Origin of the sequence: Janthinobacterium sp. GMG1 (assembly GCF_034427795.1) — a bacterium.
Classification (GTDB): domain Bacteria; phylum Pseudomonadota; class Gammaproteobacteria; order Burkholderiales; family Burkholderiaceae_D; genus Janthinobacterium.
On record NZ_JAXQNT010000003.1, the window covers coordinates 201,311 to 213,296 of the forward strand.

13 protein-coding genes are annotated in these 11,986 nt (G+C 62.3%); 5 read left to right on the plus strand and 8 right to left on the minus strand.

Translation table 11 applies throughout. From position 1 onward, the window contains the following. Nucleotides 1-61 precede the first annotated feature (61 nt). From SJI03_RS09760 to SJI03_RS09780, 5 genes are all read right to left on the minus strand, one after another. The gene (locus SJI03_RS09760; RefSeq protein WP_322427021.1) at nt 62-1,423 is read right to left on the minus strand and encodes a toxin-antitoxin system YwqK family antitoxin; all 1,362 of its coding nucleotides are present in this window, start codon (nt 1,421-1,423) and stop codon (nt 62-64) included. Next, nucleotides 1,408-2,754 (minus strand): toxin-antitoxin system YwqK family antitoxin, encoded by a 1,347-nt coding sequence (locus tag SJI03_RS09765; RefSeq protein ID WP_322427022.1) that lies wholly within the window; start codon nt 2,752-2,754, stop codon nt 1,408-1,410. Before SJI03_RS09765 ends, SJI03_RS09760 begins: the two co-directional genes overlap by 16 nt. Nucleotides 2,755-2,763: 9 nt before the next feature. Next, nucleotides 2,764-5,040: a hypothetical protein gene (locus SJI03_RS09770; RefSeq protein WP_322427023.1), complete on the minus strand. Its 2,277-nt coding sequence runs from the start codon at nt 5,038-5,040 to the stop codon at nt 2,764-2,766. 68 nt (nt 5,041-5,108) lie between these two features. Continuing rightward, on the minus strand, nt 5,109-5,867 hold the full coding sequence (locus SJI03_RS09775) for a PP2C family serine/threonine-protein phosphatase (RefSeq protein WP_099376896.1): 759 nt from the start codon (nt 5,865-5,867) through the stop codon (nt 5,109-5,111). 3 nt (nt 5,868-5,870) lie between these two features. Then, a complete protein-coding gene (locus SJI03_RS09780; protein WP_099376897.1) occupies nt 5,871-6,554 on the minus strand; it encodes a vWA domain-containing protein in 684 nt (227 codons plus the stop codon). 451 nt (nt 6,555-7,005) lie between these two features. On the opposite strand from SJI03_RS09780, the gene SJI03_RS09785 reads away from it, so the two are divergent. After that, the gene (locus tag SJI03_RS09785) at nt 7,006-7,488 is read left to right on the plus strand and encodes a hypothetical protein (protein ID WP_322427024.1); all 483 of its coding nucleotides are present in this window, start codon (nt 7,006-7,008) and stop codon (nt 7,486-7,488) included. A 5-nt stretch (nt 7,489-7,493) separates the two neighbouring features. Here SJI03_RS09785 and SJI03_RS09790 read toward each other — a convergent pair whose 3' ends face one another. Together SJI03_RS09790 and SJI03_RS09795 are read right to left on the minus strand one after the other, a co-directional pair. Beyond that, nucleotides 7,494-7,991: a DUF3304 domain-containing protein gene (locus SJI03_RS09790; RefSeq protein WP_322427025.1), complete on the minus strand. Its 498-nt coding sequence runs from the start codon at nt 7,989-7,991 to the stop codon at nt 7,494-7,496. Between the two features lie 198 nt (nt 7,992-8,189). Then, nucleotides 8,190-8,660, minus strand: a complete 471-nt coding sequence (locus SJI03_RS09795) for a hypothetical protein (protein ID WP_322427026.1) — start codon at nt 8,658-8,660, stop codon at nt 8,190-8,192. A 292-nt stretch (nt 8,661-8,952) separates the two neighbouring features. Here SJI03_RS09795 and SJI03_RS09800 point away from each other — a divergent pair, with 292 nt between their 5' ends. From SJI03_RS09800 to SJI03_RS09815, 4 genes are all read left to right on the plus strand, one after another. Next, entirely contained in the window at nt 8,953-9,687 is a 735-nt protein-coding gene (locus SJI03_RS09800) for a helix-turn-helix transcriptional regulator (RefSeq protein WP_322427027.1), read from the plus strand. Between the two features lie 186 nt (nt 9,688-9,873). Further along, entirely contained in the window at nt 9,874-10,323 is a 450-nt protein-coding gene (locus tag SJI03_RS09805) for a hypothetical protein (protein WP_322427028.1), read from the plus strand. Nucleotides 10,324-10,356: 33 nt separating this feature from the next. Then, the gene (locus SJI03_RS09810) at nt 10,357-10,749 is read left to right on the plus strand and encodes a hypothetical protein (RefSeq protein ID WP_322427029.1); all 393 of its coding nucleotides are present in this window, start codon (nt 10,357-10,359) and stop codon (nt 10,747-10,749) included. A gap of 63 nt (nt 10,750-10,812) precedes the next feature. Then, nucleotides 10,813-11,340 carry a hypothetical protein gene (locus SJI03_RS09815; RefSeq protein ID WP_322427030.1) on the plus strand — a complete coding sequence of 176 codons (528 nt, stop codon included), beginning with the start codon at nt 10,813-10,815 and terminating at the stop codon, nt 11,338-11,340. Between the two features lie 32 nt (nt 11,341-11,372). On the opposite strand, the gene SJI03_RS09820 is transcribed toward SJI03_RS09815, so the two are convergent. Continuing rightward, nucleotides 11,373-11,828 carry a tellurite resistance TerB family protein gene (locus SJI03_RS09820; protein ID WP_322427031.1) on the minus strand — a complete coding sequence of 152 codons (456 nt, stop codon included), beginning with the start codon at nt 11,826-11,828 and terminating at the stop codon, nt 11,373-11,375. Between the last annotated feature and the right edge of the window lie 158 nt (nt 11,829-11,986).

Below are 11,986 nucleotides of genomic sequence, written 5' to 3' on the forward strand. Positions count from 1 at the left end.
CATCCAGTTAAATACAGTATTTATCAAACTGGCCCAGCGCCGTTGGAGTAAACGTCAAGTATCAAGGCTCCGGCATCTCAAACTCAATCCCATCCTCCGTGTACGACATCTTGGCAGACGCGCCCGTGCACTTGCCCTGCGGCTCGTCCGCCACATAGCGGCATTCGCTTTCCACGCTGCCATCCTCGCGCCAATACCGGGTCCAGCCCTGGCGCTCGCCATCGACATACTCGATCAGTTGCCTTGGCTTGCCATTCGCGTACCAGGAACGCAACGCGCCCTCCTCGCGCCCGCCGTCGTTCCACTGTTTGTGCACGAGCATGACGCCGGCCCGGCTGAAGCGCTGTTCGCTGCGCAAGACGAAGTGGTCGCTGTGGCTGCGCTTGCTGGCCACTGTGCCATCCGGGTAATATTCGACGCTGTCGCCGGCCGGCTTGTCGTCCACGTACTGCGTTGTACGCTGCACCTTGCCATCCGGGAAGTAGCCGGTGCTCGGTCCTGACTGGATGCCGTTCTCGTACCGGCTGCGGCTTTCCACCGTGCCATCGGGATAAAACAGCAGCAGCTCGCCCTCCGTCTGGCCCTTGACCTGAGTCATGCGCGTGCGCAACTTGCCATCCTCGTCGAAGGTTTCCACCAGGCCATCGGCGCGGGCGCCGTTCTTGTACTGGCTGGCCTCGTTCAGCTTGCCCGTATCGTGATAGGTCCGCTGTTCGCCTTCCTGCACGCCATTGCGCCACGTGTTGCGCATGGAAATCTGGCCCTCAGGACGATACAGGGTCTGCACACCTTCCTGCACGCCGCGGCCATCCTGCTCCACCTGCATCTCGACCTGGCCATGCGGGTAGTACATGCTGTAGTTGCCCACCAGCTTGCCGCGCAGGTAATCGGGATCGTTGACCTCGCCAATCAGCCGCTTCGGCTCGCCTTCGCGCGCGTGCACCACCTCGACTTGCCAGGTGCCGGGCGTCTTGCCTGGCGGCAGCGGGACGACCAGCGCATAGCGCGCATGTTCCTTGACTTCGCCGCGCGTCAGATTGTGATTCAGGTACAAACGCGCCTTGCCATCGGCACAGGCTTGCGGCTCGCAGCCGCCCAGCTTGCCGACATCGGGCATGCCAAGCGCCCCCACATTACCTGGTGCAGGACAGAATTTGATACGCATCAGCAAGGGCGTTTTGTCACGTATCAGCTTGGCCAATTGCTGCTTCATGGCGGCGTATTGCTGCGCGTCCAGGCCCACGGACACGGCATCCATCAGCACCTGCCTGCCGCCGCAGCCGCTGTCGCTGGCCAGGGTCAGCACATCGCCGTCGGGCGTCGCCTTGATCGCGTTGACTACTTGCCGCTGTTCGATCTCGGCGTGGGCCAGCACCGGCCACAGCAGCGTTGCAAGCAGCACATGCTTCACAAGGCGCGCCATGCCTGCTCCTTGCGCTGCAGTTCCGGCGCTGGCGGCGCCTCGCCGCAGCCGCCCTGGGCCTTGCCGGCCACATACTGGCATTCGTTTTTCACGCTGCCATCCGCGTGCCAGCTGCGGCTCCAGCCGTCGCGCCGGTCGTTCACGTACTCGATCTCATGCTCGGGCTTGCCGTTCTCGTACCACGAGCGCGACGTGCCCTGCTCGCGCAATTGCGCATCCCATTTCCGTTCCATCATCAGCACGCCTTGCGGACTGTAGCGCTGGACGCTGAGCAGTCCGCCCTTGTCGCCGTACTGCTGGCGGCTTTGCACCTTGCCATCCGGATAGAATTCCAGCGCCTCGCCCGTCGGTAAATCGTTGACCTGCGTCATCCTGGCTCTCACGGCGCCATCCGGATAGTAATTCGTGCTCACGCCATTGAACTTACCGTTCTGCATTTCCGCGCGGCTGGAGATTTTTCCATCAGGGAAGTAGGTGAGCATCTCGCCTTCCATCTTTCCACCGCGCAGCACATAGCTGGTACTCAGCTTGCCATTTTCATCAAACGTCTGCACGGGACCGTCGACACGCTTGCCGTCGCGGTACACGCTGGCCTCGCGCAATTTGCCCGTGGGGTGATATTGCTGGTGCGTACCTTCCGGCAAGCCATGGCGCCAGCTGCCACGCGAATCCAGGCTGCCATTGGGGTAATAAAGGCTGCTGACGCCCTCCTGCCAGCCCTTCCCGTCCTGCGCCACCTGTTTCTCGATCTTGCCGTTCGGGTAATATGTGACAAAGCCGCCCACCAGATCGCCGGAGGCATAATCGGCCTTGCTGACCTGGCCCGACAGGCGCAGTTTGTGCCCGGCCACACTATAAATGTCCACCTTCCACGTGCCAGGCAGTTTGCCTTTCGGCAAGGGTAACAGCAGCACATTCGGTGCGTTTTCCTGCTCGATGGGGTAGAAATGTTCGTGCAGGTACAGCCGTGCCTTGTCATCGGCGCAAGTGCTGGGCGTGCAGGCGGCGATCTCGCGCACGATGGGCACGCTCCCACCTTCCGGGCATTTTTTCAGGGTGATGAGCATGGGCGTCTTGTCGTGGATACGCCGGACCAGTTCGGCTTTCAGCGCTTCGTACTTCGCCTCGTCCAGCCTGACCGAGTACGCATCCATGCGCACTTGCCGGTCGCCGCAAGCAGTCGTGCCCGCAATAGTGAACTCATCGCCGCCGTCGCGATCTGGTTTGGCCGCCATGGCTGTCACCACCAGGCGCTGCACGATTTCCGCCTGCGCCATGCCGGAGGTCAGCAAGGAGGCGCCCAGTAAGGCGCATATTGTCTTGATTTTCATGGTATCCCTTTAATTTTCCGCCGTGACGGCCACGCCGCCCGGCACGAAGCTGACCCGGCCATCGCGGTAGCGCACCAGCACCACCACCTCGGCATCCCGCAATTGACCGTGCTGCACGGCCGGCAAGTAGGTCCAGCGCTTGACGCTATCGAGCAGCACCTTGTTGAGCATCGGCTCCATCGGCAACTCGGCCGCCGCATAGGTCAGGGTGCCGTCGGCCGCGATGGTCAGGGTCAGGCGGTTTTCACCCGTTGCGTGCTTTTCGTCCAGCACGCCATACGCAACCGTCGTCATCGTGTCGCGCTGCACGCCGCCGACCTGGTCGCGCAAGGGCGGCATGGCCTTGAGTTTGGCCGCCAACAGCGCGCCCTCGGCCAGCACCTTGTCCCAGCGTTTCTGGTAATCCCACCCCTGAGCCAGGCGCAACACCTTGGCGTTCAGGTCCATGCGCTGCATCGTGCGAGCGACGCCGTTGTCGGCCGGTTCGCCCGGTTCCGCCGGCAAGGCGTTCTGCACTGCATAACGGTAAGCCGTCAGCTGCGCCAGCGCCACCAGATTCACGGCATCGCGCTCATCGCCGCCGCGCAGCAGGGCCGTGGCCGCGATGCCCAGCCAGGCTACGCCATCGGTGGGGCGTGCCCACACGGCTTGCTCGAAATACTGGCGCGCCGCCTGCGGTTCGTCCAGGCTCAGGTACATGCGGCCCATGGCCGCCGCCGCCAGATAGTCGCGCGGGTCGGCTTGCAAGTTGTCGAGATACGTATCCGACAATTCGGGGGCGTAGCCCGGCATCGACCCCAGGCCTTCCATCAAGGTGGTGCGCAGCCGGACGCGCATCGGGTCGCCAGCGTAGGTGGACGGCTTTCCTTCGCCGGCCCGGTACAACAGCTGCAAGCCGCGCGTAACGGCGTCGTCGTCGCCCTTGCTGACCGCTTGCGACATGCTGCGCACGGCCTTGCGCGCATCGGACGGCTGGAAACCGGCAGTCTTGCGCGTGCGCCAGCGAAATACTTCCAGGCCAGCCGCCTGGTCCGCTTGCGCCTGCAGGCTGGCCTTGGCCTTGGTTTCATCGGGCGATGAGGTCCAGGCCGTAAAGCCAATCAGGAACAGCACGATCAGCAGCACCACCACGGCCCAGCCCTTGCCGGAAATGCCGACCGCATTGGCCTGCCCACCGCCTGCAGGCAGCCGGACGGGCGTCTGCCCCGGCGCCGTATGATGCGCGCCGCGCGCGCTGCGCTGCTGCGGCGGCTGTTGCAACTGCATCTGCTGCGCCTGCACCGAGGCTTGCGCGGCCGCGCCGATGACCTTGTCGCGTGCGCACGCCGCGCAACCCTGGCCCGCGAAATGCTGGTGTTCGGGATTCACGGCGCAAATGACCAACTTGCCGCCGCTGCGCTGCGCATAGCCGCGCAGCAACTGCGCCCAGTCGGCCGCCGACGGCCGCTGCGGTGTTGGCGACTGCGAAAACGCGCGGTCGAACATGGCGCGCAGCTCGGGCGGCATCAGCCCATGGCCGCTGGTGGCGTTCGGCGCCAGCTGCTTGTGGCGTTTTATCCCATACGCATAGCAGCCGTCGCGGATGCGCCCGGGAATATCGGTCGCCACCTGCGCATTGCCGGGCCGCCCGCTGTACGGGTGGATGCCAAAGTTGAGCAACTGGAAGATGACGACGGCCAGCGCGAAACGGTCCTGCGCCATTTCCGTGCCCGCAGGCATGCCCTTGCGCTGGAATTCCGGCGCCAGGTAGTCGGCCGTGAATTGCTCCGCAGGAAACCGCTCCGCATGGCCCTGGATGCTGAAACCGTCGCAATCGAGCATGGCGATGTACAGCGAATCGCGATAGAAACGCAGGTTCACGGGTTTCAGATCGACCACATAATGCTGCTGCTGGTGCAGCGCATCGATGACGGCGGCCAGGTTGGCGGCCAGGGTCAGCTTGGGACCGAGTCCCGTGGGCAAGCCTGCCGCGCGCGCTTGCCGCTCCTGCATGATCTGTTCCAGCTCGGCCGTCTGCGCCATGTCCAGCAAGGGCATGACGAAACCGGCAAAACCGCCCTGGCCATCGAACACGGCCGCTTGCGGCCAGGCGATCTGCACGTAGCGCTTGCCGTTTTCCAACTGGTCCGGGAGCTCGGGCGACAGTTCCAGCATCGCTTCGAGCTTGCGCCGGTTGGCGGCCCGGTCCAGGTGCGGATGGTACAGCTTGGCCACCTGCGCTGGCGCGCCCGGCAGCAGATACACGCTGCCCGCGCCGCCGCTCTTGACGAGTTTGCCCAGGATCAAACTACGGGCTTTATCGAGCCAAATTTTTCCACCCGGACTCAGGCCGGGTGTCACACCTTGCTTCCGGCTCATGCGCGCAGGGCCAGCAGCAGGGTCTTGTCGTCGCCCGTGATCTGGTGCGTGCGCGGGTCGGCCAGGGTGGAGGCCAGCGCTTCGTTGCCCAGCTCGACGCTGTCGACCGTGCGCAAATAGCCTTGCACGGCATCCATGAACGGCGCGTACAAGGCCCCATTGTTCTTGCTCATGGCAAAGGGCATGCAGCCATCGGACATCAGCACGACGCCGCGCACGGACTGGGGAATCGGCAACAGGCGCAGCTGTTCGCGCCAGCGCTCGCCGCTGATAAAGTAGGTTTCGTTGGCGTATTCGCCGTTGGCGGGCAGCGAGATCAGTTCGCCGCCGTCAATCAGCTGCGCCACGCCCAGGCCATCGCCCAGGTGGAAGAAGAAGCCGGTATCTTGCCCCATGACCACGCCGACCACGGTGGAAGCGTAGTCGTCGAGGGTGGCGTTGGCGGCGCGGGCAATGTCTTCCAGCGCGGCGCGGATCTGCGCCAGCGTTCCTGCCAAGGCACCGTCATGTAAGTCCTGCACGGTGGCGCCCTGCTCCAGCCGGCCGGCCAGCGCCTGCACGGTGTGCGCGGCAACAAACTGCGCGCCCTGCTCGCTCAGCCGGGCCGAACCGGCGCCATCGCAGACGATGGCCACCAGGACGTCGCCCACGACGGCGTGCGCGTGCGCATCCTGGCAAGGGATATCCTTGTCCAGGTGGGCCTTGCCCGTGACGGAGGCGCCGAACACGCGCCAGCTATTCTGTACCGCAGTCATGGATCAGGTATTCACGACGGACCAGCCGTCCGTCGAGGCCAGCTGCGCCTGCGCACCGGGACGCGATTGCGACACCACTTGCATGCTGGCGCTCAGCCACAGGAACAGTTCGCGGAACTGCAAGCCTTTCAGCTGCTTGACGCCACGCTCGCCACGGCTGGAAAACTGCCCCAGGGTATCGATATTCGCATGATCACCCACGGCGATGGGGAAGATCGCCACTTTATTGGCTTGCTCGGCCGCGCGCGCCTGTTCGGCGCCATGCTGCCAGCGGTCCGTCGGCTCGCCGTCCGACATCAAAAACAGCCACGGCCGCGTGTACGCCACGCCTGCCTGGCGGAAACGCTGCTTTTCCTGCTCGATCTCGGCCAGCGCCAGTTCGACGGCGGCGCCGGTCGGCGTGGTGCCGTTCGCGTCCAAGAGGGGCGCCGTGAAATCCATGGCGTCGCACCAGTTGCTGGCCACCACGGCTTCATCGTGGGCGCCATATTGAATCACGAGGATGCGCACGCGCTTGGCGGCGATGACATCGGACTTGAGTTCCTGTTCCAGCAAGGCCAGGCCTTCGTTGAGCAGCGAGACGGGCTCGCCAGCCATGCTGCCGGAGCAGTCCAGCACGAGCACCAGTGGGGTGCGTTGTTCGGTATTGTCGACCAGGGCGACGTCGGGGATCATTATGGAGGTCATGTAATTTTGATAGAGTTGCGAAATAGCCTAGCCCCGAAGCTTACCCTATGGATATGTTTTCCATGCGTCCGATTGCTTGGGATTGCAGCATGCGATATCAAAGTACTAATTTTTAGGGATTTTTTCGTCCCTCACCCAGCGCGCACCCGACGAACTTGCTCTGAAAGCAACAACCTCGTACACTGCGCCACTCAGGTCGCCCGGTAACGGCCAACCGCAAACCATGGATTGTTTTACTTGGGGACTAAATGGGTTTCATGCAGAATCGCATCGCTTGTATAGGTTTATGCCCCCTATTTTCAATAGGGCATGCTGCGAAAATATGCACGGCAATCGCGGATGCAAGTACAGCTGAATTCCCGGCCTTGATCGGCAGAGTTGCACCATGATTTTTGTGCCGACATCCGCAGTCCCGGCCGCCCTTGGCCTGCCCTTGCAATAAGCAAACTTGATGATGATTTCGATCACCAGCCTGGAAGAGCTTGAAGAATTCCTTGGCGAAAAGCTGACCGAGTTCGATGCTGGGTCGCCAATCGCGCATCCAGGGCTGCGCCTGTCGCAGGTGTGCAAGCAGGTGGCGCTGGATATCCGCAATGGCAGCGCCACTGCCGTGCGCATCGCCTGTCGGGTAATCACAGAAGACCCTCGCATGCCCTTCGGGAAGCTGATCAAGAGTGCTTTCGCCAGGGCGTTAAAGCAACGTGCTGACCTCCTGTCCGAGATGCAACGGCATGGCTTGACAGCGAAAACCGTTGCGTTGCTGGAACTCGACTTCTGTCCGCGAGAAACAGAAGATTATTGCAAATTAATCAAAAAATTTGACCCGGCCGAGTTGCTCGCCCGGATCGAGGACGTGCGGGCCACGGATGCGAAATCGCGCATGCTCCAGCAAAGCCTGATTGCCGACGGAGCGCGACGGACAGCCGCAAACTAGCGGCACTATTCCCAGATGATTTCCAGGGGCACGCCTGGCTCCATCTCCGCCTCCTTGCCGGAAAGCGGATATTTTCGATGCCCCAGCGAGTATTTGGTCACGAAGACCTTGTAGCCGCCATCGTGAAGAAAATGCACGACGAAGCGGCCAGCATCGGCGGGAGCATACGGAGGAACCGCCACCGTTTGCTCCACGCGGACATCCTCGCCGTTTTTTACCGTATGCATGGCGACGGCCGCCGTCATCCCAGGCTTCCATACCGCCGGTATCGAAAGGCAGCAAGTCTCTCCCCCTCCGCCTTCGCCGGGAGCAAGATACCCAGCCTCCGCCGACGAGCCATCGGCCAGTGTTACGGTATAACTGCCGACGCCGTATTCGCCATGGTTGTAGGCCGTCAGGCTCACGGTGATTTGTCTTTCACTCTTCGCACAGCCGGCATTCAAAAGCGACAAGACCATGCACACGAAACAGGCGGCATAGCTATTTTTCGAGAAAAATATCATTTAGCCCTCACAGGGAACCGCATGTGCATGACACTTCTGCCCCTTGCCCGCTGCCGCATGTGACACCGCCATGCAAAGACACAGTAAACCGATAAAAAGCGGTTTCATCGAAAAAATGCTGCTTGCCATATGGTTCCCACCATCATCGCACATGGATGCGTCCGTCCATACATCATCTGTTAACGGACACATAATTTCCTATTTCGCCGCATACGCATCCCACAACGGCGGCCCCGCCTCCCAGACGGTATTCGGCAAGGCGTGCAGGGCATCGTAAAAGGCGTCCACCGAGGCGGGCGGATTTTTCATCAGGGCCACGAACTGCGGCTGCTCCATCGCCTTGCCCGACGTGTACAGCGCCAGCACCACGTATTGCGACTGCCGGTCGAGGTCGTCGATTCCCGCATCGAGCGCGCGCTGCTGGTATTTGGCAACGAAGGCATTGAGGATGCGCGGCGGCGTGTCATTCGTTTCATCCGTGATCACGCGCCGCAGATGGCTGACCAGGTTGGCGGTATCGGCAGGCTTGACTTTCACCTGCCGCGCTCCACTGGACGCTGACGGCACTTTGTCGGCAGCCTGCACCACGGAGCTGCCGCCCATAAACGCCAGCGTCAGGCACAGAGCCAGCGCCGGGAGCGTCGTCAGGTAATGCTTGCTTGATTGCATGAAAACTTTCGCTAAGTGAATGGCATGCGACGCCCGTCCCACGCCAGGAGTTTATATTTTTGATAATTTTTTATTGTATCGGGGAATTTTTAATCCGGGAGCACGATTGCATTGGCAGCGCCGCATTGCGGTGGTGCAGCGTTTGTACTATCTTGATAGTTGCCCAGGACAGATGGCAGCGACCAGCCCCTCCTCACAAAGGCGGGGCGGATCGCCGCGCAAGACCGCCCTTACCCAGTTCCGCACCTGCACGCCTGCGGCACACTGATGTCATCAGGAAATAGGGGCAAGCATGGACACAGGTACGGCAACGGCGGATGTGGGCAAACTGATCGGCGCCATGTACGACTCGGCCTGCGGCACAGGCGAATGGCCACAGCTCGACAGCGCCGGCCTGAACGGCCAGCAATGGCAGGAACTACTGCCGCATCTGCAACGCGCGCTCAGCCTGCAGCAGCGCCTGCGCGAAGCGCAGCTGGCCAGCCACTGCGCGCTGGCGGCGCTCGACGCCATGGGCGCTGCCGTGCTGGTGCTCGATGCCAACCTCACGTTGCGCTTCGCCACCCCCGCCGGACACGCCCTGCATGTGGCACAGCTGGAACCGGCCGCTCCGCCCGCCCTGGTGCGCGCCGTGCGCCTGGTGATCGCCAGCGCCGGTGGCGCGGCGCAATGCCAGTCGCTGCGCCTGGCGCGCAAGCAGCAAGCGGCGCTGGCCCTGACTGTCACCCCGCTTGCCGATTGCCAGCCCACCTGCGCACTGCTGATCGCGCGCGACCCCACAAAAACATGCACGTCCGTCCCTGCCTTGCGCCAGCTGTTTGACTTGACGCAAGCCGAGGCGCAAGTAGGCAAGGCGCTGGCGCAGGGGGCCACCATCGAGGAAATCGCCGCGCAGGGCGGCATCAGCGTCAACACGGTCAAGACGCATCTGCACCACACCTATTTAAAGACGGATACGCGGCGCCAGGGCGAACTGATCGCCCTGATCCATGGCGCCACGGCGCACCTGGCCGTACTCGATGCATGAGGCCGTGTCATCCGATCGGATGATGCGCGGTGCATCTTGCCTGCCTACACTGGCAAGACCGGTAGCCCGCGCCTTGCCAGTGTGACAGCAACGTACGCGGACCAGCCGGTTCGGTTCCCCTGGCATCCGCATCAAACTCGCCGCGCCGGCAGCGGACGGCACCAAAGTTCAAGGATGGGTAAAAAAATGAAAACATGGATCTTGGCCGGCACCCTGGGCTTCTGCGCCCTGCTGGCAAATGCGCAAACGCTCCCCGACAGCCAGACCGTCGTCATTCCAGGCGGGCGCCTGCAAACGATCGAATTGCCGGCACACAGGCATTTCATGAGTGCGGAAAGGTTTGCCCCGTTCCGCGGCGGCTATGAGCTGGCGAACGGGCAAGTGCTGTATCTGCGCAATGCAGGCAACATCGGCGCCATGATGTATGCGCGCATCGACGACCAGGAAGAACACCGCATCATCGCCACCGGCAGCGACAGCTTCGTGGCGCTCGACCAGCAACTGGCCATGCGCATCGACTTGCGCGACGACGGCAGCGTGGGCGGCGAAGTGCTGATGCGGGTGCCGGCCGAAAAACTGGCCAGCGGCGCCATCGTGCCAGCCCACGTGCAAAGCATGGGCCTGGCATCGCGCTAAGGCGGCAGCGGCATTCCACATGGGGTGACAGCCATGAGCAAACAGTATTCTGTCCAGCAGCAAAACGCGCTGACCCAGGCCGCCATCAAGCAGACGGCGGCCTGGTGGCGCGCGCGTCCCCTGCCCGACGCCTTGCGCCAGTGCGCGGCCAGCCATGGCGTGCCGCTGGGCACGGCCCTCATGCTCGACCTGCAACTGGCCTGGCCCGGCATGCCCGCCGTGTACGGCAAGCTGCTGAGCGCCGACGGCCACTTCATTCATTTCGAGATGGATCTGGACGACCACCTGCGCCCCCTGCCCGGCAGCGTGGCCTGGGACGACATCAGCGTAGGCTACGACCTGGCCGCACACAAGCGCGGCACGGGCGTGGGCTATGGGGTGTTATGCAAGAAAGTGCTGCAGGAATTGAATCACGGCGCGTCCTAACGGTACGGCTGCCTTCGCATGCTATGATCGCCGTCCAGTTCATGAGACAAATGGCAACGGCACATGCGGCAATCACCTGGCAACAACCCGATCTCGACGCTGCTGCGCGGCATCCTGCGCCTGCTGGCCTGGCCCTTGCTGGCCCTCGTCAGCGCCGCCTGCACCAGCACCACGCGCCATCCGGCCAGCGAGCCCACACAAGTCGTCCTGCGCTTTACCTATGACGACGGCAAGCCGATGCGGCATGACGATTACCTGGCCAATGCGCGCCAGCAAACGTATATCAAGCGCTGCAGCAAGATAGGCAGCACCACTGTCTGCGACGTCGGCTCGGATCCACTCTTCATGGGCGGAGACGCCCCGCTGGACGCCAACGGCGAAGTGCGCGTCACCCTGCACTCGACCGGTCCCATCGGCAACAATCCGAGCAGTCTTTGCATCAAGGGCAAAGGCTACGTCTTTGATTCCGGCGACTGGAGACGCGGTCCGTTTCACCATGGCCAGGTGATCGAGATCCGCTACAGGATCAGCGAAGTGGAAATGACGTGCCCCTGGTCGTCGGGCACGCCGCCGTGGTGGGACAAGAGTTAAGTCTGGCCAGCCGGAGCCGGCTGGCTTAACAGTTACTGCAGCTCGAACTCGCCTGGATTCAAGCCCAGCTCGCGCGCGATCTTGCTGGCCACGCGCTGCTCGTTGGCATCGAAATTGCCGTCCGACGAAGCGACGGCGATTATCATGCGCACCAGCAAGCGCGACGCCTCCACATTCGACTTCATCTTGCCCAGCGCCTGATACGCCTTGGCTTCGCCGATATCCTTGTCAAACTCCAGCTGACCGACATAGTCCTGGAAAGCCTTGATCACGTCCGTGGTGGCAAACACCGACAGCGCATCATTGCTTTCAATGAATTTGACCATCTTCTGCTTCTCTTCCGCACTGACGCTGCCGTCGGCCATGGCGATCAGCGCCGATCCCGCCATCGCCGCGTTCAGGAAATCCTTGTTCTTGTACTTCAGCGCTTCGGTTTTCAGTTCGCTGGCTTTGGTCTTCAGTTTGGACAGAAAGGAATCGAAACTCATGGTGTACCTCCGGGGTGGTTGCTGTAAGGTCGCGTCAAGCCACGAAAAAATTTAGCTGGATATGCTAGATTAGACTACAAGTAATCAAGGTAGAAGGAATTTATTCTGCCAGTCAACCACTATCATCACGCTCTGCAGCTACTTACAAGGAAATCATT